At 42.8% G+C, this 24,682-nt stretch carries 53 protein-coding genes; 7 read left to right on the top strand and 46 right to left on the bottom strand.

Translation table 11 applies throughout. The features are described 5' to 3' along the window. The 46 genes from PSU72_RS10935 to PSU72_RS10710 all read right to left on the bottom strand — a co-directional run. The coding region (locus PSU72_RS10935) for a hypothetical protein (RefSeq protein WP_300432494.1) at positions 1 to 199 on the bottom strand (199 nt) is incomplete at its 3' end. Next, on the bottom strand, positions 199 to 831 hold the full coding sequence (locus PSU72_RS10930; RefSeq protein ID WP_300432493.1) for a hypothetical protein: 633 nt from the start codon (positions 829 to 831) through the stop codon (positions 199 to 201). The genes PSU72_RS10935 and PSU72_RS10930, both read right to left, overlap by 1 nt. Then, a complete protein-coding gene (locus PSU72_RS10925; RefSeq protein WP_300432492.1) occupies positions 815 to 1,015 on the bottom strand; it encodes a hypothetical protein in 201 nt (66 codons plus the stop codon). Before PSU72_RS10925 ends, PSU72_RS10930 begins: the two co-directional genes overlap by 17 nt. Further along, on the bottom strand, positions 1,012 to 1,251 hold the full coding sequence (locus PSU72_RS10920; protein ID WP_300432491.1) for a hypothetical protein: 240 nt from the start codon (positions 1,249 to 1,251) through the stop codon (positions 1,012 to 1,014). Before PSU72_RS10920 ends, PSU72_RS10925 begins: the two co-directional genes overlap by 4 nt. Beyond that, a complete protein-coding gene (locus tag PSU72_RS10915) occupies positions 1,248 to 2,171 on the bottom strand; it encodes a hypothetical protein (protein WP_300432490.1) in 924 nt (307 codons plus the stop codon). The genes PSU72_RS10920 and PSU72_RS10915 overlap by 4 nt, the downstream gene beginning before the upstream one ends. A gap of 26 nt (positions 2,172 to 2,197) precedes the next feature. Then, positions 2,198 to 2,440: a hypothetical protein gene (locus PSU72_RS10910; RefSeq protein WP_300432489.1), complete on the bottom strand. Its 243-nt coding sequence runs from the start codon at positions 2,438 to 2,440 to the stop codon at positions 2,198 to 2,200. A gap of 9 nt (positions 2,441 to 2,449) precedes the next feature. Beyond that, a complete protein-coding gene (locus PSU72_RS10905; RefSeq protein WP_300432488.1) occupies positions 2,450 to 3,337 on the bottom strand; it encodes a hypothetical protein in 888 nt (295 codons plus the stop codon). Between the two features lie 27 nt (positions 3,338 to 3,364). Then, positions 3,365 to 3,724, bottom strand: a complete 360-nt coding sequence (locus PSU72_RS10900) for a phage protein NinX family protein (RefSeq protein ID WP_300432487.1) — start codon at positions 3,722 to 3,724, stop codon at positions 3,365 to 3,367. 9 nt (positions 3,725 to 3,733) lie between these two features. Next, entirely contained in the window at positions 3,734 to 4,018 is a 285-nt protein-coding gene (locus PSU72_RS10895; protein WP_300432486.1) for a hypothetical protein, read from the bottom strand. Continuing rightward, positions 4,008 to 4,250 carry a hypothetical protein gene (locus tag PSU72_RS10890; protein ID WP_300432485.1) on the bottom strand — a complete coding sequence of 81 codons (243 nt, stop codon included), beginning with the start codon at positions 4,248 to 4,250 and terminating at the stop codon, positions 4,008 to 4,010. Before PSU72_RS10890 ends, PSU72_RS10895 begins: the two co-directional genes overlap by 11 nt. Then, positions 4,240 to 4,473 carry a hypothetical protein gene (locus PSU72_RS10885; RefSeq protein WP_300432484.1) on the bottom strand — a complete coding sequence of 78 codons (234 nt, stop codon included), beginning with the start codon at positions 4,471 to 4,473 and terminating at the stop codon, positions 4,240 to 4,242. The genes PSU72_RS10890 and PSU72_RS10885 overlap by 11 nt, the downstream gene beginning before the upstream one ends. After that, a complete protein-coding gene (locus PSU72_RS10880; RefSeq protein ID WP_300432483.1) occupies positions 4,463 to 4,717 on the bottom strand; it encodes a hypothetical protein in 255 nt (84 codons plus the stop codon). The genes PSU72_RS10885 and PSU72_RS10880 overlap by 11 nt, the downstream gene beginning before the upstream one ends. Continuing rightward, entirely contained in the window at positions 4,707 to 4,907 is a 201-nt protein-coding gene (locus tag PSU72_RS10875) for a hypothetical protein (protein WP_300432482.1), read from the bottom strand. Before PSU72_RS10875 ends, PSU72_RS10880 begins: the two co-directional genes overlap by 11 nt. After that, entirely contained in the window at positions 4,904 to 5,275 is a 372-nt protein-coding gene (locus tag PSU72_RS10870) for a hypothetical protein (RefSeq protein ID WP_300432481.1), read from the bottom strand. Before PSU72_RS10870 ends, PSU72_RS10875 begins: the two co-directional genes overlap by 4 nt. Further along, the gene (locus PSU72_RS10865) at positions 5,235 to 5,552 is read right to left on the bottom strand and encodes a hypothetical protein (protein ID WP_300432480.1); all 318 of its coding nucleotides are present in this window, start codon (positions 5,550 to 5,552) and stop codon (positions 5,235 to 5,237) included. Before PSU72_RS10865 ends, PSU72_RS10870 begins: the two co-directional genes overlap by 41 nt. A 240-nt stretch (positions 5,553 to 5,792) precedes the next feature. Continuing rightward, positions 5,793 to 6,155, bottom strand: a complete 363-nt coding sequence (locus PSU72_RS10860) for a hypothetical protein (protein ID WP_300432479.1) — start codon at positions 6,153 to 6,155, stop codon at positions 5,793 to 5,795. A gap of 125 nt (positions 6,156 to 6,280) precedes the next feature. Beyond that, complete coding sequence (locus PSU72_RS10855; protein ID WP_300432478.1) at positions 6,281 to 6,526, bottom strand: hypothetical protein; 246 nt, start codon at positions 6,524 to 6,526, stop codon at positions 6,281 to 6,283. Beyond that, the gene (locus tag PSU72_RS10850) at positions 6,513 to 7,280 is read right to left on the bottom strand and encodes a UDP-2,3-diacylglucosamine diphosphatase (protein ID WP_300432477.1); all 768 of its coding nucleotides are present in this window, start codon (positions 7,278 to 7,280) and stop codon (positions 6,513 to 6,515) included. The genes PSU72_RS10855 and PSU72_RS10850 overlap by 14 nt, the downstream gene beginning before the upstream one ends. Then, on the bottom strand, positions 7,277 to 8,383 hold the full coding sequence (locus PSU72_RS10845) for a hypothetical protein (protein WP_300432476.1): 1,107 nt from the start codon (positions 8,381 to 8,383) through the stop codon (positions 7,277 to 7,279). The genes PSU72_RS10850 and PSU72_RS10845 overlap by 4 nt, the downstream gene beginning before the upstream one ends. Then, positions 8,376 to 8,747 (bottom strand): hypothetical protein, encoded by a 372-nt coding sequence (locus PSU72_RS10840; protein WP_300432475.1) that lies wholly within the window; start codon positions 8,745 to 8,747, stop codon positions 8,376 to 8,378. Before PSU72_RS10840 ends, PSU72_RS10845 begins: the two co-directional genes overlap by 8 nt. Then, positions 8,731 to 8,946 (bottom strand): hypothetical protein, encoded by a 216-nt coding sequence (locus PSU72_RS10835; protein WP_300432474.1) that lies wholly within the window; start codon positions 8,944 to 8,946, stop codon positions 8,731 to 8,733. The genes PSU72_RS10840 and PSU72_RS10835 overlap by 17 nt, the downstream gene beginning before the upstream one ends. Beyond that, on the bottom strand, positions 8,939 to 9,211 hold the full coding sequence (locus PSU72_RS10830) for a hypothetical protein (protein ID WP_300432473.1): 273 nt from the start codon (positions 9,209 to 9,211) through the stop codon (positions 8,939 to 8,941). The genes PSU72_RS10835 and PSU72_RS10830 overlap by 8 nt, the downstream gene beginning before the upstream one ends. Beyond that, positions 9,208 to 9,384, bottom strand: coding sequence for a hypothetical protein (locus PSU72_RS10825; protein WP_300432472.1), 177 nt, complete (start codon positions 9,382 to 9,384; stop codon positions 9,208 to 9,210). The genes PSU72_RS10830 and PSU72_RS10825 overlap by 4 nt, the downstream gene beginning before the upstream one ends. Further along, entirely contained in the window at positions 9,381 to 9,620 is a 240-nt protein-coding gene (locus PSU72_RS10820) for a hypothetical protein (RefSeq protein WP_300432470.1), read from the bottom strand. The genes PSU72_RS10825 and PSU72_RS10820 overlap by 4 nt, the downstream gene beginning before the upstream one ends. Positions 9,621 to 9,783: 163 nt before the next feature. After that, on the bottom strand, positions 9,784 to 10,203 hold the full coding sequence (locus tag PSU72_RS10815; RefSeq protein WP_300432468.1) for a hypothetical protein: 420 nt from the start codon (positions 10,201 to 10,203) through the stop codon (positions 9,784 to 9,786). 1 nt (position 10,204) lies between these two features. Beyond that, positions 10,205 to 10,387 (bottom strand): hypothetical protein, encoded by a 183-nt coding sequence (locus tag PSU72_RS10810; RefSeq protein ID WP_300432466.1) that lies wholly within the window; start codon positions 10,385 to 10,387, stop codon positions 10,205 to 10,207. A gap of 14 nt (positions 10,388 to 10,401) precedes the next feature. Continuing rightward, positions 10,402 to 10,563, bottom strand: a complete 162-nt coding sequence (locus PSU72_RS10805; protein WP_300432464.1) for a hypothetical protein — start codon at positions 10,561 to 10,563, stop codon at positions 10,402 to 10,404. Then, positions 10,560 to 10,988 carry a hypothetical protein gene (locus PSU72_RS10800; RefSeq protein ID WP_300432462.1) on the bottom strand — a complete coding sequence of 143 codons (429 nt, stop codon included), beginning with the start codon at positions 10,986 to 10,988 and terminating at the stop codon, positions 10,560 to 10,562. The genes PSU72_RS10805 and PSU72_RS10800 overlap by 4 nt, the downstream gene beginning before the upstream one ends. A 5-nt stretch (positions 10,989 to 10,993) precedes the next feature. Then, positions 10,994 to 11,464, bottom strand: a complete 471-nt coding sequence (locus PSU72_RS10795) for a hypothetical protein (protein WP_300432460.1) — start codon at positions 11,462 to 11,464, stop codon at positions 10,994 to 10,996. A gap of 165 nt (positions 11,465 to 11,629) precedes the next feature. Continuing rightward, complete coding sequence (locus PSU72_RS10790) at positions 11,630 to 12,079, bottom strand: hypothetical protein (RefSeq protein WP_300432458.1); 450 nt, start codon at positions 12,077 to 12,079, stop codon at positions 11,630 to 11,632. Continuing rightward, a complete protein-coding gene (locus PSU72_RS10785; RefSeq protein WP_300432456.1) occupies positions 12,060 to 12,581 on the bottom strand; it encodes a hypothetical protein in 522 nt (173 codons plus the stop codon). The genes PSU72_RS10790 and PSU72_RS10785 overlap by 20 nt, the downstream gene beginning before the upstream one ends. Beyond that, positions 12,578 to 12,799, bottom strand: a complete 222-nt coding sequence (locus PSU72_RS10780; protein ID WP_300432455.1) for a hypothetical protein — start codon at positions 12,797 to 12,799, stop codon at positions 12,578 to 12,580. The genes PSU72_RS10785 and PSU72_RS10780 overlap by 4 nt, the downstream gene beginning before the upstream one ends. Further along, positions 12,789 to 13,109 carry a hypothetical protein gene (locus tag PSU72_RS10775; RefSeq protein ID WP_300432453.1) on the bottom strand — a complete coding sequence of 107 codons (321 nt, stop codon included), beginning with the start codon at positions 13,107 to 13,109 and terminating at the stop codon, positions 12,789 to 12,791. Before PSU72_RS10775 ends, PSU72_RS10780 begins: the two co-directional genes overlap by 11 nt. A 6-nt stretch (positions 13,110 to 13,115) precedes the next feature. Beyond that, complete coding sequence (locus PSU72_RS10770) at positions 13,116 to 13,271, bottom strand: hypothetical protein (RefSeq protein WP_300432451.1); 156 nt, start codon at positions 13,269 to 13,271, stop codon at positions 13,116 to 13,118. Next, on the bottom strand, positions 13,268 to 13,603 hold the full coding sequence (locus PSU72_RS10765) for a hypothetical protein (RefSeq protein ID WP_300432449.1): 336 nt from the start codon (positions 13,601 to 13,603) through the stop codon (positions 13,268 to 13,270). The genes PSU72_RS10770 and PSU72_RS10765 overlap by 4 nt, the downstream gene beginning before the upstream one ends. After that, the gene (locus PSU72_RS10760) at positions 13,600 to 13,833 is read right to left on the bottom strand and encodes a hypothetical protein (RefSeq protein WP_300432447.1); all 234 of its coding nucleotides are present in this window, start codon (positions 13,831 to 13,833) and stop codon (positions 13,600 to 13,602) included. The genes PSU72_RS10765 and PSU72_RS10760 overlap by 4 nt, the downstream gene beginning before the upstream one ends. Further along, entirely contained in the window at positions 13,830 to 14,099 is a 270-nt protein-coding gene (locus PSU72_RS10755; RefSeq protein ID WP_300432446.1) for a hypothetical protein, read from the bottom strand. The genes PSU72_RS10760 and PSU72_RS10755 overlap by 4 nt, the downstream gene beginning before the upstream one ends. Positions 14,100 to 14,101: 2 nt before the next feature. Beyond that, positions 14,102 to 14,587: a hypothetical protein gene (locus PSU72_RS10750; protein WP_300432445.1), complete on the bottom strand. Its 486-nt coding sequence runs from the start codon at positions 14,585 to 14,587 to the stop codon at positions 14,102 to 14,104. Further along, entirely contained in the window at positions 14,584 to 15,015 is a 432-nt protein-coding gene (locus PSU72_RS10745; protein WP_300432443.1) for a hypothetical protein, read from the bottom strand. The genes PSU72_RS10750 and PSU72_RS10745 overlap by 4 nt, the downstream gene beginning before the upstream one ends. Beyond that, entirely contained in the window at positions 15,012 to 15,815 is an 804-nt protein-coding gene (locus PSU72_RS10740) for a hypothetical protein (protein ID WP_300432442.1), read from the bottom strand. Before PSU72_RS10740 ends, PSU72_RS10745 begins: the two co-directional genes overlap by 4 nt. Before the next feature lie 686 nt (positions 15,816 to 16,501). Further along, on the bottom strand, positions 16,502 to 16,711 hold the full coding sequence (locus tag PSU72_RS10735) for a hypothetical protein (protein ID WP_300432441.1): 210 nt from the start codon (positions 16,709 to 16,711) through the stop codon (positions 16,502 to 16,504). A gap of 298 nt (positions 16,712 to 17,009) precedes the next feature. Further along, on the bottom strand, positions 17,010 to 17,258 hold the full coding sequence (locus PSU72_RS10730) for a hypothetical protein (RefSeq protein WP_300432440.1): 249 nt from the start codon (positions 17,256 to 17,258) through the stop codon (positions 17,010 to 17,012). A 4-nt stretch (positions 17,259 to 17,262) separates the two neighbouring features. After that, positions 17,263 to 17,574, bottom strand: a complete 312-nt coding sequence (locus PSU72_RS10725) for a hypothetical protein (protein ID WP_300432439.1) — start codon at positions 17,572 to 17,574, stop codon at positions 17,263 to 17,265. Positions 17,575 to 17,663: 89 nt separating this feature from the next. Further along, positions 17,664 to 18,065 (bottom strand): hypothetical protein, encoded by a 402-nt coding sequence (locus PSU72_RS10720; RefSeq protein ID WP_300432437.1) that lies wholly within the window; start codon positions 18,063 to 18,065, stop codon positions 17,664 to 17,666. A 249-nt stretch (positions 18,066 to 18,314) separates the two neighbouring features. Continuing rightward, the gene (locus PSU72_RS10715; RefSeq protein WP_300432436.1) at positions 18,315 to 18,443 is read right to left on the bottom strand and encodes a hypothetical protein; all 129 of its coding nucleotides are present in this window, start codon (positions 18,441 to 18,443) and stop codon (positions 18,315 to 18,317) included. Positions 18,444 to 19,235: 792 nt separating this feature from the next. Then, complete coding sequence (locus tag PSU72_RS10710; protein WP_300432435.1) at positions 19,236 to 20,027, bottom strand: hypothetical protein; 792 nt, start codon at positions 20,025 to 20,027, stop codon at positions 19,236 to 19,238. A gap of 325 nt (positions 20,028 to 20,352) precedes the next feature. Here PSU72_RS10710 and PSU72_RS10705 point away from each other — a divergent pair, with 325 nt between their 5' ends. The 7 genes from PSU72_RS10705 (at position 20,353) to PSU72_RS10680 (ending at position 24,654) form a co-directional block, all read left to right on the top strand. After that, a complete protein-coding gene (locus PSU72_RS10705; protein WP_300432433.1) occupies positions 20,353 to 21,015 on the top strand; it encodes a hypothetical protein in 663 nt (220 codons plus the stop codon). A 141-nt stretch (positions 21,016 to 21,156) separates the two neighbouring features. Then, positions 21,157 to 21,324 (top strand): hypothetical protein, encoded by a 168-nt coding sequence (locus PSU72_RS10700; RefSeq protein WP_300432432.1) that lies wholly within the window; start codon positions 21,157 to 21,159, stop codon positions 21,322 to 21,324. An 8-nt stretch (positions 21,325 to 21,332) separates the two neighbouring features. Beyond that, complete coding sequence (locus PSU72_RS14435) at positions 21,333 to 21,650, top strand: endonuclease VII domain-containing protein (RefSeq protein ID WP_367186089.1); 318 nt, start codon at positions 21,333 to 21,335, stop codon at positions 21,648 to 21,650. Beyond that, a complete protein-coding gene (locus PSU72_RS10695; protein WP_300432431.1) occupies positions 21,643 to 22,080 on the top strand; it encodes a hypothetical protein in 438 nt (145 codons plus the stop codon). The genes PSU72_RS14435 and PSU72_RS10695 overlap by 8 nt, the downstream gene beginning before the upstream one ends. Further along, positions 22,077 to 23,771 (top strand): phage terminase large subunit family protein, encoded by a 1,695-nt coding sequence (locus tag PSU72_RS10690; RefSeq protein WP_300432430.1) that lies wholly within the window; start codon positions 22,077 to 22,079, stop codon positions 23,769 to 23,771. Before PSU72_RS10695 ends, PSU72_RS10690 begins: the two co-directional genes overlap by 4 nt. Next, positions 23,764 to 24,102 (top strand): DUF6527 family protein, encoded by a 339-nt coding sequence (locus PSU72_RS10685; protein ID WP_300432429.1) that lies wholly within the window; start codon positions 23,764 to 23,766, stop codon positions 24,100 to 24,102. The genes PSU72_RS10690 and PSU72_RS10685 overlap by 8 nt, the downstream gene beginning before the upstream one ends. Before the next feature lie 72 nt (positions 24,103 to 24,174). Then, positions 24,175 to 24,654 carry a glycosyl hydrolase 108 family protein gene (locus tag PSU72_RS10680; RefSeq protein WP_300432428.1) on the top strand — a complete coding sequence of 160 codons (480 nt, stop codon included), beginning with the start codon at positions 24,175 to 24,177 and terminating at the stop codon, positions 24,652 to 24,654. The last annotated feature ends 28 nt before the right edge of the window (positions 24,655 to 24,682 follow it).

Below are 24,682 nucleotides of genomic sequence, written 5' to 3'. Positions count from 1 at the left end.
AAGCGTCATGAGGATTATCAAACTCAAAGCAGTCATGAGCACTCGTAATGTTTCCACTACAGTTTTCAATTCTCACGTAAGGCTTTTTCTTTAGTTCAAGTATTTCTCCGTTACTTGCATAACTGATGTCAACGTACTCGTGCTCATCGGCGTATGAGCTGTGGGAACGGCATGGTTTCCAAGGGCCTTCTGAGTACATTATGTTGTCTCCAATTCTTCAAAATCAATGTGTGCATAAGCACCTTCCAACGTATCAAACTTGAGGAAGCGTTCTTGAATCCATGAATAGAACTCATACATTCCAAACTCAGTTTTACGGATGTAAACTTCTTTGTAGATAAGCTTCTCTGAACCTTCAAAAGGTGTCGTTTCGTTTGAGATGAGGACGAAGGTTTTGTAGTAATTCTCGTCATCTTCTTCAAGCATTGCGATGTCGTCAGGGTCTAGTCCTGTCCACATTTCTGAATCCAAACTGCCATCTTCGTTTGGTTCTTCTCGGTCATCCATGTGGCCGTATTCTTTGCACATGATGTCTCTACCGCAGTGGCCGTGGTCTACAAAGTTGCACAACACTTGGATTGCTTGTTCCTTATCTAGGCTTAAACCAGCATCCCAATCATTTGTTTGGGCTTGGTCAATGAGGTCTTGGTAGTGACATGCGCTGGTTGCGAAGTTAGCCTCATAATCAAGGTAGGCACACTGCTTAATGTCTAGCTCGGTGATGCTGGGGTCTTGTAGAACGCCTTGATAAAACTCTAAAGCATTTTCAAGTCCTGACTCATAGGCAAGTTGTATAAGCACTGCGTACTGTTCTTTAGATACTTGTTTCATTCAATTCTCCTTGAGGGGCTAATACTGCGTCACCTGTATTCTCAGCGTATGCAAAAGCTTCTTCAGGTGTGTCGAAACGCATGACTCCTGTGTGGCCTGCTGAGTTGTAGCATGTCCATTTTGTTGGGTGATAAAGCACTGTTTTGTTTCGGCTTATGGCCTGTTGCTGATGCCAAGTGGTCATGAGTGAAACTCGAATTCTGCGTCTGGTGTGCGTTGAACTAACGCAACATACAGTTGATGTTCTGCGTTGTTAGGGTTGAAGTAAGACAGGCCATACTCCAACCAACCCGAAGGCAGGCGTTTCTGTACGAATACCTTAGCGTCCCACCTATCGAAACGTTCCGTGTGGGTTAAGGCGGCAGCTAAGGCGTTGGGTTCGTTGTCGGGGTAGTTGTGAATTGTGACGGTGTTGCTCATGATAAGGTTACTCCTTCGCCCCAGAACTTGCGTGTAGGGCCATATACTGAATCCATTGAGTAATGGTGTTGACTATCAATATGAGCTGAGAAATGGTCATACTCAGACTCACCTAATTTGTTGACATCAATTTCCATGTCTTTTAGTAAAGACATTTCAATCATTGAGCCAGAGCCGTTCCAAGGGTTGAATAACCCAAGGTTCGCACCTTTGAAGAACTTAATCTTGCCTGTAAAATCTTTCAATTCCGCAGGGTCAAGGGTTCCAATAAGGCATAGTTGCGATAGGCTGCAACTTTCATTTAATTCTCTGCCGAAGTGTAGGTAACTAACAAACTCATTACCGTTTCTGTCAGGCATATCAGGCCACTCACCTACACACTCGCACTCAACATTGTCTAACTCTTGCTTAACCAATGCAGGGTTCAGGTTAAGGGCATCAACCATTTGCTTCATGTAATCATCGTAGGTCGCTCCCGACCGACGAATATTCCACATGGAGTCCAAACCTTCATAGTTGGAACACAAATGCACTCTCAATGTGTAGTCACGAGTGTTTCTTATGAGGTCATCAACTGGTGTTGAGTGGTCACGATCAAAAATCAATTCCCGAATGTAGTCAGTTTGTTCGTTGATAAGCTCATCTATATCTTCGATCTGCCCTTCATCGTAGCCTTCAAGCCTTGAACTAATCGTTGCTTTCGCGTCCATCATGTATTGATTTATATCCACGTCCCAATCCCAAATTGACTCATCAATCATCTGAATAAACTCATAAGGCTCTCCACCTTGCAGAACGGCTTCAGCAGCTTCTTCGTAACATTTATGATTTAAGTTGTCTCGATAGTCCACATAGTAAATATCGGTTGTTTTGGGTACGGCTTCAGAAGCCATTTGTCTGAGTTCGGCTTCAGTCGGCAACGGTTTTAATAGTGCAAGTAAGTCCATTATCTTTCTCCCATCATTGCGTCAGCTAACTCATAAGTCATAGCTGCAATAAACTTAGCATCGCAGCCCTCCATCCCTTCATAACTAATCTGCCCTGCTAAAGCGGCTTTCGCAAACTCATCACGAAGCCCTGCAGGTTCATTAAGCAAATCCCTTATCTCTGCTGCAGTAAATCCATCTTCTTCAAGCAGGTGTTTTGCCCTTAATCTGTTGTCAGCTTTTAACATTTGAGTGTTCTTCATCTCAATCTCCTACCAAGTGTCAGCGAAAATTTCTTCCGCAATTAAACTAATTTTGTAAGCTGGCTCACCGTCTAGGGCAAGTTGTCCACCCAAGTCAAAGTCTTTCTGCCAGCTGACCAGGTATCCTTTACCGTCATGCTTCCATTTGTTGTAGACCACGAGAACACACGGCTCTTTAATCAAGGTCAAATCTGGAATGCGAATGTCCTCCCCAGTTTCAGAAAACTCATCACACTCTTGTAAAATGCAGGGAAGCGCCCACAAATCCTGAACAGCTTGGTCTTCTTCTACAGCTTCATACTGCCCATGCCAGCTGTAGTTGTAATCCCATGATTGATCACCTGCATACAAAGTACGCACACGCATCTCAGGCCATTCGTTTTTAGGGTTGAATGCTCTGGGCTTGGCATAACCTCCGCGCACGTCACAGCCGCCGTGTACGCTGATTAACCATACTTCCTCGCCTGCTCTGTTGGTATATTTGACGTATTGAATTGTTTGAGATAAGTCTGTCTGTTCGTTGTAGCTGTTGTAGGTTTGAGGACCTTCACCGCCATAACACAGGTCATGGTCGTGCTCGGCAAAGCTGTCCATTAGCTCTAACCAGTATTCGTCAGGGTGTTTAGCAGCCCAGCGTTGAAACCTTGCGTCAGTGTTCTTATCGAAGCTGAAGTTGCGGTCAAGCCAGTGGTACAGGTTTAGTTCGGTGTCTACTTCAAGCTTTGGTTCTTCGCCCTCTTGCTCGAAAACAGAAAACGTTGCTGAGCATGCTTCTTCTTTGGTGAAGTTGCGCTTTTGGTTTCGTTCCCAATTTCTGCCGTATGCGCCGCCACTGTCAGTGATGTAGCCGCCTGTATTTTCTTTCAACATACTGTTCACTACACGGTTCAGTTGCATTTCAATCTCCTATGACATTGTCATTATTTAGGGCGTAATAAGTTCGTCTGGAATTTCAATTTCATCACCAAGTTTGCTGGCAACGTAGCAGCGCATAGCCGCTACAAGTGGTGTGTCACCATGCTTGTTTATAAAAGCATCTGTACCGATGTCAGCATCGTAGGTCGGGCTGTAATAAGGGGCTCGGTATTTTATCTGCGCCCCGTAAGTACCGTTAAGATTCCGCCATAGTTTGTTAATCACACGTTCGATAATCGGGCCGCCTTGTGCCCAGTTAGTCGACGGTGAGAAATAGTAACGGCTTGAAGGGTTCGGCGAATAGAGCCTACTTTCGCACTCTGAAACTGCCCAATCAAGGGCTTCGCCTGTTAGTTCTGATATTTTCATTTGGTTTCCTTAAACTTTAAACATCACAGCCAAGTCATAGCTGCGTTTGAGGTCGGCTTTAATTGCCGCAATGGTTTCATCACTCAGGCCGTCTTTTATCATTACAGGATGAATGAGCTCTTTGCCTCCAATGCCAGATAATTGAAGTAGCACACCACTTGCCATCAAATGTTTAGTGCTTGTTCTATCAATTGAAGCGGTTGCAAAATGGTAGGCGTGTGCCATCTGAGCTTTAAGCTCTAAGTTTTCTCGCAGTAACTGCAATTTTGTAGGTTTGTTTGGTTTAGTTTTCATCTCGTTTACTCCAGCTTAAGTAGTCTTCTTTGTTTAATTCCATGATGTTGTTGACGTTGACGCTGCTAAACCGCATGTCATGAACCTCTGCAATATCTTCTTTTGTTTTTTGAAGATTTGGAAACGTTGGAGAGGCAAACCACACACTTCCTACAACGTCTTTTCCATTCAAGAGATCGCCTGAAAAGAAGACTAAGAAGTATCTGTCGTTGTCGGGGTTATTAACGTTCATAAGCTTCCTTATCTTCCTCAAAGCCAAGCATTTCAGCTAACCATTTTTGGTCCATCGTAGCTAGGTTCATCGCAATCAGATTGACTACTTCATGCAGATTGATAAGGCGTTGTTCAACCGAACTGGTTATGGTGCAGTCAGGTTCATCTACCTTGTAGTTGATGACTTCTTCAATACTTAAGTGACGCGGAGTTTCCCATCCGTAAGCTCTTTTAAATTTCACTTTCAACCTCCGCATAAACCAGCTCGTAATCAAGGATTGCAAACTCAAAGGCACCCTCAACGAACGCTTTCATTTCAGCTTCGCCTTCGTGGAAGTAGTAAAAGATGTTGTCATCAGGGATGCCAAACTCGTCTTCATCTAGGTCTGCGTCATACTGTCCAAAAGACACGTAAGCGTTGTAGGTTTGCGGGTCATCTTGATACTTGTAGGCGACTTGAGCGCCTATTGGCGACTTACTTACCATTTTGATTCTCCAATCGTTTTGCGTTCTTGCGTCGACGCTTGGCTATCGCTTTATCTACAGCAATCTCAGAATCCTTAATGTCCTTCATGGTCGGGATTGAGCGCACATACTTTGGCTCATCAAATACAGCGGCTGCTTCAGGTGCAATTACCATCGCAGCTGCTAACATCATTTTTACATCGTTTCTCATACAAAACTCCTTGCTTTTTTAATTGCATCACGAGCGTTCCATAAAGCTGAACCCTCACCATGTTCTTCCTCGTGGAAGAACGGACCGTCTTGCTTGTCAGAAACCATTTCATCAAGCGCCTTATACAATTTCTCAATCAATTCAAGGTGTACACGGTTCTCATCTGAGTAGGCAGCGTTCTCTACGCTCATGTTGTCGTAGCCTTCAAGCACTTCGTAAATGGCAGGGAAGTTGACAAACACTTCCTCCTCAAACATTCCAGTACCCTCACCTGCTAAGATTTGCTTGTATAAACGATTCAGTTCTAAGTAATCTTTTTGAAACATTTCAATCTCCTGTGATGCCTTTAAGTTTGTTGTAGTATGCAAAGATTGGGTAGTTGGCTTCCACACCTTCGCTGTCGGGTTGGGTGTCAAACCAATCATCAATTTCACTGATTGTGTTTCTGATTTGTGCTAAGGTTGGCTGCTTCAAAAATGAAACGTCAATCCATCCACCACTTACCATTTCACCTGTTGAGTGAAGTGGGTAGACAAGGTGAGCACCGCGCCCACTCCCTGCAATTTCCTCTACTGTGTAGATGGTGCCGCTGAAGTGGTCTGTTGAAGTTACTAGCATGCCTAGTTTTGCTTGCCCGATTTTCATTTCAATTCTCCTAAGTTAATTCTCACGATTAAGCCTCGTGGCTTAACGGTAAAAACTAGAAGTAAGCCGCCGATGTTGGCGGCTTACTTATGTGCAATCAAATTTTATTTATCGTGAGTTAGAGCTTATCGCCATTGATTCATATTATTTCCCCTTCCGTTTAAACAAGCCAAAGATGAAACCTACTGCTACCGAAACAGCAATCAGCAGTAGGATTGAAAACAAGCTAAGGACGATCAACTACTTCACCTCATCCTTATCTGAACAACCGACTAAATCAGCGCGGTAGCCGCAATAGCGTTTGATTTCAGCAAAAGTGCCGTTTGGTTGTGGTACAAAACCTGAACAGGTCACTAAACCGTTGAAGTTTGAGTCACTTGGTCGGCATGAAATCAACTGACCTTGCTTACCACCTGCAGGTAGCCAAGCTTGTTCATAGTAGTTTTTGGCGCTGGCTGATGCCATATTGCGTTCATCAACTGTCAAGCTGTGTACTGCTGCTAACTGCTCTTTTACTTTGTCTTCGCTCGATTGTTCTTTGCCGCATGCCACTACTGCTAAAACTAAAATTGCTAAAAGACCTGCTGGACCTAAACTTTTCATATTGCTTCCTTATTTGATTAAAAATTAAATTTACTTCTGAACCACTTCCACACTTCTTTTACAAACCATAAGGTGTTGTAAATTCCTACTAAAACTATTAGGTAAGTTAAACCTTCGATTAGCATTTAAATCTCACCCTCATAATTGACGTGCATATCAGCTGCTACAGCTTGATTAATACAGGCTTCTAACGTCATACCGTAAAAGGTTGAGTTGCCAACCCTTAAAACATACGTTTGGGTTGCATCGTCCTGATGCATTGTCACTGTTGTATCAGAACCGTTTTGGACATAACCCATAAACTGTTTCAAACGCCTAAACATCAGGGCTTCACGTTGAAGCGCCTCATAAGATTTATCACTTGTTTCCATTGCCTACCTTCCAATAAATAATTTCCCAACGGCCATCCAAGTGTTCTACTAGAGCCGAACACGATTCAACCCAATCACCACTGTTCATGTAATCAATGCGGCCAATGCGTTTGATTTCTGCGTGGTGAATGTGCCCACAAATCACACCATCGTATTCGAGGCGTTCAGCGTGAGCCGCTAGGTTCTTTTCAAACTGGAATATGAAGCCGACTGCTGACTTAACTTGAGACTTCATCCACTTACTGAGTGACCAGTAACCGAAGCCAAACTGCCTACGCGCTGCGTTAAACCATGAGTTGACCCGAAGTATCATGTCGTAAGCTTTATCGCCTACATGGGCAAGCCAAGGTGCTAGGCTCCCTATTCCATCATATAGATCACCGTGAGTTACCAAATAACGCTTGCCATTAATACCTACATGCGTTGTTTCATTGGTAACGATGATGTTTCCAACTAGGAAGCCGAACTTGGCTAGGAAACGGAATGTTTCATCGTGATTGCCAGGTTCGTAAGATACTTCGTTGTCGGGGTCGGCGGCGATCTGCAGAAACTTATTGCAGACTGCTGTGTGACTTGGATACCAAACCCATTTGTTTTGTGCAATGCGCCACAAATCTAAGATGTCACCGTTTAAGTAATACTTTTTGGCGGTGACGTTGTCGAGGAAGTCAAGCAAAGCTTCTGCCTGACAGTCCCTAGTGCCTAGATGTGTGTCGCTTAAAAAGATTGCGGCGACTTCTAGCTGCAATCTCATTTTTGACTCGGCTTCGCAAGTGGGCAGTTCATGCAGCTTTCACTGAATGTTGCTTCTAAGTTGATGCCGCAGGCCGTGTTAGTGTGGTCATCTTCAACCAGATAAGCCGACACTTTAATTACACCTGATTCATCGTCTTCCCAAACATTGATGTCAAATTCTAGGAAGTCTTTAGGTGTACTGATGCTTGCACCGTACCAAGCATCACCGTCTTCGCTGTACTTCGGAAGGCTTAGTAAAGCAGTCTGTAAGTAGTCACGATTAGCCTCAAGTATTGCTAAGATTCTGTCACCTTGAGAGACCTCGGAACCATCAATTTTGCTTTGCAGGTCTTGAATGATTGCATATTGGTTGCCATTACATTCTTGGCAAAGTTTAACTTTGTCTTGAAGGCTTATGATTGTGCTTTCTTGGTTTGCGTTTAACTCCTTGGTGAAGTTGAGCTGCCTATGCAGGCTTTCAAGTTCTTCGCACAATTTGCGTACTTTAAAAGCTTGCTGATTGGCTTCTCTGTTTGCCACGTCAAGGTGTTTACGAGTGTTCGCATGATTGTCAATTTCACGTTGATGCAAGGTGTAAAGCTCAACATACTCTTTCGACTTACGCTCAATCACACGCTCGTTGTACTCTTGATTTTCTTTGAGCGTTTTGTTTTCAGCATGGAGGCTATTGAAGTTAGAAGCTTGAATATCTTTATAACGCTTTAAAGCCCCGAAATCCTCCAACAGGGTTGTGTGAGCCAACTGCAACTCCTCACGAAGGCCAGATTGATAACTCACCTCACGCCTCAATTCTTGGCGCTCGTTGGTTAAAGTAGCCATAGACCTGTTAGATGCATCAATACTTAACTTCAGATTTTCTATGACAATGTCATTTGCTTTAACCTGTTTAAGGCCGTCCTCGGCATTACGAGTTGCTACATCCAACATGTCTTCCAACTCTTGAATACGCTCGGCATCCGTAATTTTGACTCGGTAGATATTTTCATCAGCCCAGCATGGTTGATTGTCATCGACATCCACAAATTTCCGTGAAGTTTTGTTGTAGAACTGAATGATTGCTCCGTTCTTCCATGCGTTGATTAGGTCTATGTGTTTACTCATTTGCTACCTCTTTCTTAGAAATTTCTAGTTTTTGGAATTGGTACGGCTTTTTAATAGCATCTAAAAAGTCTGCTTCAGTTTTGTAATGTTTGAGTGTGGTTTCCCAAACGCAGTCAGCAGCTATAGTGTAGACATACTGCCATTCGTAGTCAGGTTGAGGCTTTACGGTTATCTCCATCTCGTTCCAAAAAAGGCTTGGGAACAAATCGTCTGAGTAATCCCTGCCGTCAGCAGTAAAGCAGCCTCTGTCGGTTTCAATTGGGTATTCATCTCCAAGGTCTTCTGCCGATAGGACCTTTATCCACCCTTTAGTAAGGCTCCACACCTCGTCACCTTCCTTAATATCCCTACCGTGTAACTTCATTTACTTCTCCAAATTTGTTGATGATTGCCCCGAAACTTTCAATGGTATCGAGATGTTTTTGGTGCTCGTTTTTCCAGTTCTGCGTGGCTCTGTCAGCCAACTCAATGGCTTGCCTCGTGGTTTCATTGAGTTGGTCTATCTGCTTTTGCAGATTATCAATGTGGATATAAAGGCTGTCGATTGTTGCTTGATCACTCATACAACACCACCAAGTCTTCAAAATCAGTTTCAAGCATGTAATTTAGAAAGCCTACAAACAACTTGAACTCAAATTCGTCATGACCTTCAAATACTATGAATGGGTCCCATGCAGGTGAACCCCTGAAAGATTCTATGTCAATGCTGATTGGGTTCTTTTCAAACACCAAATCCACAAACTCCTGCCATCGGTTATGGTCAATATCCTCAGAGTTCGCCCCACAATCAATTCTTGCATGGTACTTTGTTTCGATTTTGATACTCACTTGAATCTCCCTTTATTAAATTGTTCTACACAATCATCAACCCACTTACTCGCATGCTCCCCAAGTTTGGCATACTGCCACTCTGGGAGTTGGAACAGGTTTCCATTGACGCTCATGGCGAAATACTTGTCAGCAGAGATAGTGCCTTTCAACTCTACCTTTTGAGCAATCATCGCTTTCTCCTTTGGGATGACTCCACAAACTTATCAAGCACTAAGAAAGCCTCATTCAAGCGAGGGTCAATGTGATGGTCTCGCATGTGCTTCATTTCGTAATTGATACTTGCCAATACACACGCTTCACGTAATTCACTTGGCGTGAACTCTGCTTGGTGAATAAGCTGTTCTAGCGTGTTGACCAAGTGGTGAAACGATGGGTCATTCATGTACTTTTCTTTTGGCGTTTTCATCTCAACCTCCATTTGCCGTCAGGAGTTGTTCTGAAGTAAGTCACACCTTCATGTTGCTTGGTTTGATAAAACATTTAACTCTCCTTCACATCTAAAGAACAGAAGTAGCATGTTTGAATTCTGTTTCCATGTGGACAGAATGGAAAAACTGTGTACTTAATCATCAGCTCTCCTTAAACCTTGGGTCCACATACTCACGGCCAAAAGCATTTTTACTGATACGAATGAATTCCACTTCGGAATCCTTGAAAGGCCCACAACTGCTTCCGTTCGGCCAAATGTTAAAAGCTTCACGGCCATCAAAAGTTTTAACGTCATGGTGCATTTTCAAACGCCACAATTTAGCGTCAGTTTGGTAGTTAACCCACTGAAACAAATAGAAAGCGTATGGGCTATTGCCTTGTATGACTGAGTTAAAGATGTCGCGTGGGTAGTCGATTTCTTCCTGCGTTCGGACTCTAATTTGCCCTGTGTAGTCCTGTAGTTGGGCGTAAGTGAAGGTGATTTCAGTCTCACCGCCGAACTTCTGAAGTTCTCTTACATCTGCGCCGAAGCGTGCGGCTAATTCTGTTATTGAATGCATATTAATACCCTAAAATATTCTTACATTTGGCGGCTAATTCCGCGTTATATTGTTTTGATGCTGGCTCTGTGTGAGGCTTAGCCTGAGAAGCGTGGTGATGATAGAGCTGCTTCACCAGTGCTTCAGTTTCAGAAAGGACGGTGTTTGCTGTCCTAGAGTCTGTTGTTAATTTGCACAGGTTCATGTTGCCGCCTCTGTTTAAGTTTCTTCAAGCATGTGCAAGTCATCGTCAAGCACTTCACACCAGATTCCAGCTTTGCCAACCAACTCAAACTGATGCCAGCTGCCCAGCTTGCCCATATACACAAGTCGTTCAGGTTGATTCTTCCAATTGTATTTGCTACCCACTATCATTTTCATCTCCATCTCCCAGGATTTCGTTTTCGTTTTGAGCCACCTTTATGCACCACGTTTGTAGTGATTGGTGGCACAGTATCTTCCCAAAAACCACGCGACTGAATTGCGATCAACATGGCAGCACTGAGGGAATCGTTTAACATCACCCTCAGCGTTTTTGATTGGCTTACGTGTACATCTGAAATGACTTCACAAACACCATGCATACGGTCAGTCACCATCATTCGCAGTTCTTCATGTCCATAATCACAACCGATAATCGCAATGCGTGGCAGGTTATCGCGTTGAAAGCCCTCTGTTTGAGCGTCTTCTAAAACATGCTCACATCTACCAATCTTATTGCATGCCAAGCCAGTGTGAGTTTGGTATCGAACTGGCCGACCACAACCACACCTGCCGATGACTGTTTGCATTTCTTCGGGTGTCATGCTGGTTATACCTCATACTCAGCTAATAACTCAGTGAGCCTTTTCACTACCGTTGTCGGGGTGATGTCAGTTGTGTGAGTACCAAAGTAAAAAGTGTTGGTTTCAGGGAAATAGTAGCAGTTTTCATTTTCATGCCACTCAAAACCGCATATCTGATTAGCGATAGCTTCATTTGACTCCAAGAACACGGCCATTGCTCCAGCGCCCGTTTCATAAACCGTTGCATTAACCATTCTAGGTGAGCCTGAATTTGTAACGTCTCCACCTTCAGCAATGAATTCAGGACTAACTCCCAACCAGCCAGCGACACAACAACTGGTGCCGCAATCTGAAACTTCTTGCTCAGTTCTGTGAGGTTTGTAACCGTCATCATCAGTTATTGCCATTTGTTGCCATAAGTTGATGTTAAATGCCCGTTGCTCGGTTTCCACTCGCGTCATAATTGCAATGAGTGTTTTTAATTTGTTGATGTTCATTTGGCTCTCAATTCTTAATTAAAGGTACGCAATACTGTCTAGGCTCATTGAACGTAGAGATTGCGGTTACATGCCTACTGCACTCTGCTTTGCTGACATAGAGTTCAGCTTGGATAGGCTGGCAGGTTCGAGTGCAAAGCATGATTACAAGAATCCATGTGGTCATTAGTAGCTCCCAAATCCTGATTGATATTCACTTCCTTCGATACCGTAGCGGAAACCTTTCCATTGGTAGGTTCCGTCTGGTTGCAGGCCACACTCATAAAACACACCAACACTGTGTTGAATGGTGTGAACGATGCTTTGTAAGCGTTGAGTCATTTCCTTGTTCCACTTACGAGATATGTATTCGTTGCGCTCCCGATTGATTTCACGCTCTTGCTCAGCTGGGTTATCCGAGTAAATCCATTGAGATTGTTGGTTGAAGTAGTTCTTTTGTGCAGAATAGAATTCATCTGGCATTTCGCTATTGGCCCATTGGGTGATAACGAAGTGGGCATCGCGTCTGACGCTGTCGGGGTAGTGTTGCAATTGAACTTGCCAGAGGATGTCCTCAAGGCTTTTAATATTTACTTTTGTCGCGGCCAAAACTGGCTCAAACGCTTGTATGTTCATTTTCAACCTCCGCGATCAATTTAGGTAAGTCAAGTGGGATTTGAAAGTCTGTCGATATGTCGGTGAAGCCTGCAATCAACGCCCCTCTGAACGCTATTGCATCATCATCGTAAGCACTGTCATGTACGTGCTGTGTTGCTGAAATTAAGTTAATCATGCGTTGAGGTATGCGCTGCTCTAAATCTAAACCAGCATTAAATGCTCCAGCAACTGAGGTAAACGCATTACCTTCAAAGTCAGCAGCGCCTGGGTTTTCAATTGGCTCTTGAGCCTTGAAACTGTTGAGACTGTTGTAGGACTCTAGGCGGTCATTCACACTTGCTTGGTACATTTCATCTGAGAACAGGCAACCAGCGGCACAGCTCTGGCCTTCATCATTTCGATACACACAAATATCACCATCTGTTGACTGTGCATTCTGCTTGTAGAGGTGCTTGAAAATTTGAGTTAACACTTCGGTTTCGGTGTGTTGGTTGATTGTTTCTAGGGTGATAGTTTTCATTTAAAGTCCTTCAAACTAGGAGGGTAATCGTTAAACAACTTGTCGTTGTTAATGAAGTCGCGGCAACCCAATAAGAAAGCCTCAGCTTTGTTAATATCTTCTACTAGGGTTGCAGCGTCTTTAAACATGTGAGGTTGCAGCTTGCGGTTGGTATCTATTTCAGAAGCCACCCTGCCTGCGATGCCTTCTCTTAATTGTGTTACGAAATCAATACTCATTTTCAACTCCAAAGTTAGGTGCCATGCCAGCGTTGCACCCTTGTATAAAATAAGTGAAGGCAAGGTTTGTCTCATGCTTGATGTATGAGTAGTCCCAAGCTTTGTCTAAATCCACTTGCATGTGGGCGAAGTTACGCATCACGGCGGCTTCAAACGCTCTCTGTATCGGCCCCATTTTGGCTCTCCTCAAACTCAACACAATCACGCTCATCATCTGCAATGAGATCGTTATGCAAACAAAGCCAACCATCAGGCTCCAGCATATTTGGCTCTTGAAGAACTCGTCTTCCAGTGAAGGTACAAACTGCAATTCGTTTCATTTTTTGTTCTCCCAAAAGTAGGTGTAAATTGTGCCGCCCAACCAGCCAATGAGCAGAATATGGTTTGATTTTTCAATTTGGAAAGCCCAAATTACCAAAGCCATCAACACCCATAGGCCTAGACAAACTGCAAAGTATTTGAGAGCTGTCATTTTGCAGGCCCTTCAAATTTAGCTTTGAGTTGCTTGTACAGCTCAAACTCTTTATTGTCTGTACTCACACGATTGCGCTTTTCATGACGCTCACGATCAGCTTCTTCTTTGTCGGTTTCGAGGCGTTCGTAAGTGATGTTGATTCTTACGTCATCTTCGTAATCAGCGAGGAACCTAATGTTTGCGGTATTCCTTGCTAGGTTGTCAACATCGTTTGGAAGCTTGTTCCATTGCTCTGTTACCCAGGCTACAAAACCTTCTAGGTTTACTTTTGGGTACTCATCGTCCCAAGGTTTTATGTCGGTTAGGGTTACTTGTCTGGTCTTTTTCATACTGACACTCCTGCTGAGAGAACAAAGTTCTCGCTATAAACAATTTCAATTTGGTCATCGACCCGACACCAAGAATCGTAAGGCTGGACATCAATGAAGTGTTCTGCCTCCTCCAAGGTTTCAAATGTGCGCTTTAAGCCGAGGCTTTGCACGATGCACATGTGGTTGACATCACCTCCAATTCGGAATGTGCCGAAGTTAAAGGTGCCGAATATGTAGGTGAGGCTCATGATGTTGCCTGCTCGTTAAACTCTCTCACCAAAACTGAGATTGGGTTGTCAGGAAATAAATCAGGGTTCATGGTGACTTGCAGCTCTCGAATATGGTGAGGCGCACCCACCAAAGCAACTAAGATAGAGCGTAAGGCTAAGGCTGAAACCAACACCTTGCCTGAATTGGCTAGAAGCTCTAAATCTAGGATTACTGAGTTCATTTCAGGCTCGTCATACACTCCGTTATTCCAAGCCGTTGCTAAGTTTTCTATTAAGGTTTTCATCTCTACAACCCTTCAGCCCAAGCCATTTTGACTTCACCTGTTTCTAATAGATGTTCTAGTCTTGCAATCACATCTGTAGATGAAACCTCGTTCACAAATTTACCGTAACACGCACTAAAACCCTCGCTTGATTGTGTTACAGCACAGATTTGACATGCAGCCCAATAATCTATCTCTAGCACTGACGCTATAGCAGAAGTGCCTGAGCTTCTGCCTAAGATTGGAAGACCGCCCCACTCACCAACTACCAAGCCTAAAGCTTTGAAGTGAGGCATCAACGTCATGTGACCTGCCAAGCATGCGGCTGTACCACATTCATGCTCACCATGCACACCTGCGGTCAGATGTTCTAATGTAGATGCCGCCACACCAAGTTCAGGCAAATCCTGCCAATACTGCATACAGACCATATTACGGTTAAACTCAACTTCCTTAGCTGCAACTAACTTCATACCAGCGATAGCTGCTTTCACATTTTCAATATTCATAGTAGTAGTCCATTCTCAGTTAAAGTACCGTTGATTTTATAAAGGGTTTCAAACCCTTGTGTATAACCATTTCTGTTAGCTTGAAGCAGAGCTTGCTTACACTCCACAAGCAGTTCTAACAGTTCAGAATTCTCTCCAGCCTTAATTAAGGCTTCAGCTTCTGCTTGTCTACGCTGACCTAGCATGTCTTCATAAGCGAGAAAGTTGTCGTGAACAGCAACCTCCAGTTTGCTGACTAGGTTCAGGCGCTCGGCAATCCATGCCGCATCCTTTGGATTAAGGCAATAACAAATTGAATTGCCAAGTGGTGACGGTCTTACCAAATGAGATTCAGTTGCGTCAGCCATCTCTTTATCTTCAAGAGTCCAATGGTCGTACTGCCTTGAGTCAATAAACTTCCCTTGTCTCCAGGTTTGAATTGTGTTCATTTCTTTACTCCAATATAAGAACGTTCATCATCCCAAGGCATGACTTCTGCCTTAGGCTCTATTTTTACTAGCTTGCCGTTGATCACATCATGGTCATTTAGATAATCAATTTGGCGTTGTGAAGCTTTATGGTCTGGGTGAGTTATTTCAAATTTGGATAAAGGAACTGAGTTGATTTTCAGTAACGTTCCTTCTACATAATCATGAAATGAAACCTTTTCAATTCCAGCATCTTGGTAAGACGTTCCCAACTCTCTTAGCTTTCTGCTGAAATGAATCACAGGCGGCTCTTTACGGTCACTAAGGATTGAAGCCTTTTGGACTGACTTACTAACCATCCGAAGCTGCCCAGTTCTCATGGACTCTGCAATCTCACTTGGTTTGCAACCTATTTTGAACAGGTCTCTACGCAAGTGGTCAGCTGGTGATAAGTCGTTGTAGATTTCAACAACTGACTCAACCTTAGTTGGGTTGTGGTGAGCGTTCACCATGTTTGCAAAGTTAAGGTAATACTGCTTGACTCTAGCTTGTGAGTCAGGCTTCAGTTTGGAATGTGCATCAGGCGTTGTTAAATCATCGAACAACTTAACTAAGGTAGCCAAGGTGCAGTGAGCTACCGCTTGACCCTTGCCACCAATTTTGTAAGCCTCGACAGATAAGTTTTGTTTCTGCCTGTTGAAGTTAAGCCCAATGTCATCGCACACAATTTTCAAAGGTACGATAAGCTCGTCTGTCACCCCGACAACTAAATCGAATTCAATGGAGCGCGTTTCAGTGCCAGTTTGGTATATAAATTGCATTTAAAACCCTTTCAGGAGCAAAGACGGAAAGGTAGTAAATCTTTCAACTTGGCTTGAGAAGGGTTGGCTCAGCTTCAGCTTGGTCTTTGCTTTTGGTAGAATTCTAAAATCGAATTACCCTTTATGTCGGTTACTAAGCGACAAAAGAATTGTATGCCATTGTCATTTAATATGTCAATGGCATTCGTATAAATATGACGATGTCATTTTAAACAGTATAAACAGTAAATGCCAAAACGCTTTAAATTCATACACTTACTTAAACACCCCAAAAAGGTGTCACAGTGAGAGGTCAAAATAAATATTTTTCAGTAAAAGGTGTCACAGTGATGCTTAAAATTTAAGCAGATTTCAAAGTCGGATTGAAAAGGTGTCACAGTGATGCTTAAAATTTAAGCAATTTGAGAGCTTACTGTGACACCTTTTGACCTTACCCTCCGAGCTTTTGACCTCACTGTGCTACCTTTTTAAGTGATTTCCACGCATAAATTAAATATGAATACTATCAATCACTTAGCCTTGCCCCCGTCAATTTAGTCTTTATATATCAACACCTTGCGGATTTGGCATTTTACGAAAATGACGCTTTTTCAGTCGGTTTCGGGGTCTCAAAATAGGGAGGGTCAGGCAAGTGGTGAGAAAATTTAAGACTTTTAAAAAGATGTGAATTGAATAGAATCAATCACTTAGCTTGCAAGAGGCTTAAAAAAGACTGATTTAAAGGTTAAATTAATCTTTTTTAAAAATCCTGTGAGCTTGAAGGTTACTAAAAAAAAGAAAAGTATGACTTGTGGATTAAATTCACCTTGGCAATGGGTTTCAGATAGTGATTTTAATTTTGGAAATTTTATCACTTGGCTTGAGAAGCCTTGGGCAAGGCGTTTTGGATTTGTCAAGCCCCCTACTCGGAAAATAGGGTCTTTTTTGTGTTACAGAGTTTTTGCTTATAGCATGAAGATTCGGGTTTGTCAAAAAAGCTTTTTGTTATTTTGTCAAACCCTATTGACTTTGGTTAGTATGTCTGAATTGAGAATCCTTCACCGAAATATTCGTTGTCGTGGGATGATGCTGCCCAGGCTAATTGAGTTTGGATTTCCTCGTTAGTGAGGTGATCAGACTCAAGCAAATAGTCGGCTTCGTTGTCGGGGATGTAAGAATCTAGGAAAGCGCCATAGTTCTCTAGGTCTCTGCCTTTCATGCTGTCACCTCTATGTGAGTGTAGATGCCGTTTAGTTCATGGCAGTGGGCCACAGCAGTAAAGATGTTCAGGAATGGTTTTGACCATGAATCATCAAGCGAATTGAAAACATAAAGGACTTCATAAATGTCCTCATATATTCCATAGTGAGTGTGGAATGCTCCGACTAGCATTACAGTTGAAAACGCATCTTCAGTGTGTTTCAGCTTTACGTTTGGCACTTTCGGTGCCGCATTGTTGGTCATGGTGTTACTCCTTATTAATGACATTGTCATATTGTAGATTAAAAACAGGGTCTGGTTCTAATTGAGTTTTGAGTGGCTTACACATCATGACCGCAGTGCCTATTGCATCATCTCTATCAGATTGAGTGCGAGAGCATGTGTGATAAGAAGCTTCATCATATTTCACCCATTGACGACTACAAACGCCGCCGCCGATTGGAACTAATTTCAGTTCATACAATTCGCATACATATTCGCCCCACTGTGAATCGTCATACACTTTCACCATGCGTTTTGCATCAAGGTTTGTTTCAGTGTGGATTAGTTTTTTAGCCATGTTGTAACTCCTTATAAAAAGCTAGATATTCTTCTGTATTATCAAATCGAATACCATTTGAGGTTAGAAAGCATAAGATGTCATAGATGTTAGTTAGCATGCGCGAAGTCTTCCTGAGTTTCTTCAAGGATTGCAAACTTATTTTCAGGTCTGATTTTTTGCAGCATCTCCAAGTGATTTTCAGTATCCTTTCGGTTGAAGTTAGGTAGAGAGTGCCTTTGTATGTTGTAACCTTTTGAAGTGCTTTCAAGAATTACAAACAAAGGTTTAGTGTGAATAACCTTTCGAGCTGGAAAATATTCGACTGATTTCGCGTCAATTCTGTAGTGCGAACCAGATTCAGTTCCAATTGAGATTAAGATTATGGGATAGTCCCAAACCGACATTGCGTTTGCGATTGCTTCGTCAAAAGTGGCGAAGAATTCAGAAGCGTATTTGATGTTGAGTTCATCACCATCAGGCTTGCCAGCCAATACAGAAAAGGTATGCATTGCAACTCCTTTGAATTTTATCGTTATTCCCAAATGGGAATAGGTATGGATTTAGGCGTTATTCCCAAATGGGAATAGGTTTAAGTTATTGATTTAGTTCAGATTTTTATTGAAAAGCTGCCCCGTGAAAAAATTTTTGTCAACTAAAATTTCAGTTTCCACGACACCGACACCGAAAATTACATTAACCACGAAACCGACTCCAACACACACAAAACAAACAGGCAGCACCCAACCAACACAAGACGATCATAATGACCTCCCCAACAAACGCTTCGCCTTAGCCTCACGCTTAACTGAACGCTTTAACGCCCAATCTAAACGCATACGAAACAACAAACTGGCTCTGCGATTTTTCGCATCATACATAATTGACATTACACTCTCCTTAGGTACATCGAAAAGCATTCAGGCTGAATGCTTTCGGATATACCCACGACACCGAAACTCACGAGGTTCGACCTATGAATACTTCGGTGTCGGGGCAATACTGAGCAGATTTATTGCTGGGATACTCACAGTCCTTAGACCGTGACCAATGCTTGGCTACAATGTAACCAATAGGACTCCAACAACGTGGCATCTTGCTAGACCAGTGAGTACACCTACACCAACCCCGACAACGAAAACCGCTATTAAGCTAGGTCGCTGCTGATTATTTAAATTTTCGGATTTTGACTGCTGAACTCAAACCGTTCTGTTGCGCCCACTGCTTTTATGGGTATGGCAATTACTAGAGAATGAGATTGAAAAACTCAGTTTAGAAATAAACTTCGTTGTCGTGGAATTGATACAGGCGTGTTTAACCCTTGGGCTAACTCACTTTAAAACTTGAAATCGAGAATTAAACCTTAAATCGAAAACTTCGCAGGGCGCGAAAATAAACATCAAACCTTCTACCAAAAACCGATTAAAGTTTAGGCGTGAGTTATCAACAAAACGGATTTTGACCGATTGCAATTTAATTTTAATTCTCTAAATTTGTAAACTTCGGCAAGCGCCGAAGCTGAAAAGAGCGCGCACTATTTTAGTGCATCCTGCCGTCTCAATTACTAAGCTATTAAGCCGTTCAAAGTCACTAGCAAGCGATTGACGTATCAATCAGTTTAAAGCCTCACACATAAGATTTAGTCTTATGTGTAAAGCCTCGTTATGAGGCTTTACAATGTCCTATTGATTAACCGCTAATAGTTCACTATTAAGGGCTTTATTGCTTAAATGTTTTACACGGTTACTAGCTTGTTTTGTCTCTTTCGCTAGTTTGATAACTTCGGCTTGTTTTGCCTTATCAGCTTGCAAGCCTTCGGCGTGAGTGATTGCCTCGCTTAATTGTTTAACAATGCTTTTCGCTTGCTTAAAATTCAAGCCTTTTATATCGCTTAAAATTGTTGTCATGTTAAACGTCACTAAAGCGATTTTTTCGGCTTCATTGCTTTTTTCAATGGCTATTTTTTCGGCAGTTTCAAGCGCGATTTTTTCGTTACTTGCTTTAGTAAGTTTAGATTTTGCAAGGCTTTCATTTTTAAGTGTTTTGTAGCTTTCAATTTTCGCATTATAAGCTTGCATAAAGTCATTCTTTAAAACTTCGGCATAACTGATTTTATCGGCTTTTTGTTTTTCTGTTAGTTGCGATACTTTTAATGCTGGGCTTGTCGCGGTTTTGCCGTGGACTTTATCCCAATTATCAAAGCCCAATTTTTTAAATGTAATTAATAAGTCGAAAAAATCTGTTTTAATGTTGTCTTTTAACGGCTTGCCCATGCTGATTGCCTTGTCACGTTTTAACATTAAAGTAGTAACTGTAATATGTTGTAAAGTTTTGTCTAGTTTATCGCTATCTTTATTCACGGCAAGTGCATAAAACATAGTCGTTAAATCATCGTTTAATTGATTAGATAACGCTTGCTTGTCTCCAAATACTGAAGTGATAGCGTTATAAAGTTTTGATGTTGTGTTAGTCATAATATTAAGCCTTTAATTTGTAAGTTAAAAATATAAGAGTTTCAAGGGCAAGCGTTAAAAACAATATAGACATAATGGCAAGCCCTTAAAAACATGTCGAAAGTGACAAGTAAACATAATGCAAAGCGTATGCCACAATTACAAAACAACAACTATATATTATGTAAGTAGTTGATTATAAAGGTATATGTTGCATTATATGCCAATGGCATGGTATGTGCTTAAAGCATTAATCATGCCAACAATATTGACGATATTATGACGCTTTCGGCGAAATATTGACGCTTTTTGTTGGCACGTTCTTTGCTTATATGGCGTGTTAGTTATGCCATTGGCATGGTGTGTATGTGTTGTTGTCGGTGTGTGTTGGTGTGTTGGTGTGTTGGTGTTGTTGGTGTATGTGTATGTGTGTGTATGTGTGTATGTGTGTATGTGTATGTGTATGTGTATGTGTGTGTATGTGTGTGTATGTGTATGTGTATGTGTATGTGTATGTGTTGTTGTTGTTGTTGTTGTTGTTGTTGGTGACGTACACCCATTTAACGAGAGAAGGAGAGCAACGCGCCCGACCCTACCCCAAAATCCGAAATTTCACTTTTTCAAACTTTCAGTACACATCTGTAAAGTTGACAAAGTAAAAACGCCGACCTATACTACGAAAATCATGAGACACATTAAAAATTACCACGCCAGCATCCCCGTCACCTTAGGTTTAATCGGTAAAGGCCGTTTAACCATCGCAGACGCAGCCGAAATCCTCACCTGCTCAGCAGCCACAGTTAAGAACATGATGAAGGAATTCGGCATCGAACCTGTATTCATCGGCACCGTTGCAGATCGCAAGAAGAAGTCCGAGGACAACAAGGCGCGTAATCAACTGCTAGAAGACTTGGCTAGACAAATCAAAAACGGCGCAGACATTCAGGATGTCTCTAAAGAACACAACATCCCTTCACGTACACTTTATCGCTGGGTAGCCAAGGTATGACTGACGCTCAAAAGATCGCTGAAATCATTCGCAACACCGATACCGAAAAGCGCGGAAACCTTTTCCTGGACGCAGCTACAGAACTGCGGAAGTATAATCAACACTCTACAGCCCATCTGCTAGAACACATTGCGAGGCTCTATGGCACAAACTAAGAGCTTGCTTTCTTGGCGTTCATATATGACAATGTCATATCTTAACCTCACATTACGCCTATGCGCTATGCAGACTGCCACCCAGACACAAAGCATCATGCCAAAGGTCTTTGTCGGTCCTGCTACAACACGCAACACCAAACCACTGCACTAAATAGGCGAATGAATAAGGACAAAGTCCTTAAAAAGCAGGTGCTGGATAAACGTAAAAACAATACTTACCAACGAAAGTACGGGGTATCCCTAGAGTTCGTTGAGGATTTAAAAGCAAAACAAAAGAACAGGTGTGCGATATGTAAAAAGGTGAACCATAACCTGCACGTTGACCATCACCACGACAGCGGCACTGTCAGGGGCTTGTTATGCGGAACATGTAACAGAGGTATAGGAAATTTACGCGAGAGCGTGGACATACTGCTTGCAGCCATCAAATACCTGATGTTCTGGAGCAACAAATACAAGGTAAAGACCAATGTTTGATAGAAAAGCAATGAAAGCGGAGAAAAAAGAGGTAAAACCTGTGGAAAGTACACGGGATTTGACGCTTTCTGGCCTAACTATCCATGAATTACTGGCAAAACGCGCAGAAATTGACACATATTTGCCCTCTACATCGCTGATTGACCTCGATTTAGAGCATGAATTACTCATGCAATATCACCAAACCAAGGCACTCCTTGCCGAAGTTATCAAGGATGAGCAGACTCCAGCCAACCAGAAGGCTCAAATCGTCAACACCTGTAGCAATATTTTGAGTGAAATTACCAAGTCACAGGCTACTTTGTACAACGCCGAGCGCCTGAAGATCATGGAGCAATGCCTCACAAACGCGTTAAAAGAGATGCCGACAGAGGTTTCTGAGAAGTTCTTCCTCAACTACGAGCGTGAGTTGGGAAACTTGACTAAGTGAAGTCTGCATTAACCAATACCTCAGCGCATTTAAATCGATTAAAGACGGCCATATTCAAAAGGTTCTCTTTAAACAACGTGCCTGATTGGATTATGGAGAACACGTTCATTCGTGGGGAAAGATTCTCGTTTGAGAACCATGAATTCCAGCTGCAGATTCTTCTTGATCAAAGCCGTGAGATTGCCGTACGTAAATGTTCGCAAGTAGGTATGTCTGAGCTGGCCGCTAGGCGGTCATTAGCTATGTCAAACATATTGCCAGGTTTCACAACCATCTTTACGTTACCGACAGCAAGCTTTGCGAATACGTTTGTGAAAACTCGTATCGACCCAGTGATTGACGGTAGCCCTGCCCTTTCAATGGCGATTCATAACGTCACAAATAACTCAGAAGTGAAACGCTTCGGGGAAAGCTTCATTTACTACAAAGGTACGAAGGGTTCGGCAGCGGCGATTTCTATTCCAGCTGACGCGCTGATTCACGATGAGTTGGACTTCTCGGATTTAGAAGTGGTGACGAACTACCAATCACGGTTGACCCACTCTAAGCATAAGATGAAGATAAACTTGTCTACGCCGACTGCAGCAGGTTATGGCATCAGTGCGTTATTCGATTCATCGCGCCGCCACTACAACTTTTGTAAGTGCAATCACTGCAATCATTTGTTTGTGCCCGATTACTTCCAGCACATCAAAATGAAGAACTTCAGTGGTGACATGCGCGACATCACCAAGGATACGATTCAGCGGTACAACCTTGCCTCAGCACACCTTGAGTGCCCTAACTGTGGCAAAGAGCCGAGCCTGCAGGTTGAGCATAGACAGTGGGTAGTTGAGAACCAGAACGACAATTATGAAACAGCTGGTTATCAAATCAGCCCATTTGACGCGCCGAACATTATTAGCGTCAAAGACTTAATCACAGCGAGTACGAAGTATTCGCGCTATGCCGACTTCATCAACTTCAACCTTGGCTTGCCTGCGGAAGATAGTGAGACAAGTATGGGCCTAGAGGAAATCAACCGTTGCTTCGTGCCAGGGGAATTTCCAGAGGCTTATACAGCGGTCATGGGTATCGATATGGGTTTGCAGTGTCACCTTATGGTTGGGTACATCGACTATGAGGGCATTCTTTATACGGTGCATACCGAGATTATCCCTTTACGTCAGTTAGAGACGCGCAAGCGCGAGCTACAAATCAAGCACAGGGTACGTTTAACTGTAATGGATAGTCAGCCCTACACTGATATTTTAATGCGCTTCCAAGAGACTGACAGCAATCTGTACGGTGCTTTGTATGTGGTGACTAAGAACCTTGACACACACCGCGTAAAAACCAAAGAAGAAATGGCTGAGAAAGGTCAGGAAGAATTACGTCAGGTAGATATTAACCGCAACCACACTTTAGATGCCGTCATGGAAACTATCAAGAGTGGCAAGTGGGTATGCAAAGAAGATGAGAACAAGGAAACCATTAAGGCTCACCTTCAGGATATGAAGCGTATCCAAGATTTTGGCAACGACAACGAAATGCATTACGTATGGAAGAAGTCGGCCAAAGGAAACGATCACTTCCACCACGCCCTGCTCTATCTATGGGTGGCTTCTCGCATGGTTGGAATGTCACACACTTCAATTGTGATTCCACAGATGGCTTACACGTTTAAAAATAAGGGTCTTTACAATGGCTAAGATTAAAGAATTCGCAAGTCAAGCAGCACCTGAGGACATCATCGGCTATAGCTTTTATTGCGTAGGCTGCAAGTTTACGCACCCTGTCCATACCAAGGTAGGTTCTCACAACGGTAGTCAGTGGGGATGGAATGGCAGCATGGACAAACCAACGTTCACACCGTCAGTTTTAGTTCAGTACCCTTGGGGCGAAGAACGCAAACCAATGGTCTGCCACAGTTTTGTAACTGATGGAATGATTGAGTTTTTAGCCGACTGTACACATGAATTTGCTGGCAAAACGGTAGAGCTGCCAGAGTTTAAATGGGATGACTACGATGACGAGTATTAACAAAATGATAGTGACCGCCTTAATTATTTGGGGCGTTGCGGCTGAGGTATTTTATTTAGTGAAGGAGTTTGTATGAAGTTTGAAGATATGTTTACGCGCCTGTTAGGGCATGAGGGCAACTACAGTAACGACCCAAATGATGCAGGCGGTGAAACAAAGTTCGGGATTAGTAAACGTTCGTACCCTGCTTATGACATTAAGAATTTGTCGGTAGAACAAGCTAAGCTTATTTACAAGAGAGATTTCTGGGACGCTTTAAACGCAGACAATCTTTACGATGGCGTTGCGTGGCAGCTGTTTGATTTTGCAATCAACTCAGGAGTTGGTACAGCAATCAGAGGTTATCAACGAGCACTTGGCGTAGCCGATGATGGATTTTTTGGTGCTCACTCATTGAAGGCATCCAATGCTATGACTGAGTCTGACCAGATAATGCGCGTGATTAGCGAGCGCATGCGCTACATGGTGAAGTGCAAAGGTTGGAAAGATTTTGGAGCTGGTTGGATTAACCGAATGGCAACAAATCTATATTTTGGTGCAGATGATTCATAATTTACTTGCTTTGTAAATATGACAATGT

The organism is Methylotenera sp., assembly GCF_029945535.1.
GTDB lineage: Bacteria > Pseudomonadota > Gammaproteobacteria > Burkholderiales > Methylophilaceae > Methylotenera.
The sequence above is the reverse complement of the archived record's forward strand: the minus strand, read 5'-3'. Positions and strand labels throughout refer to the sequence as shown.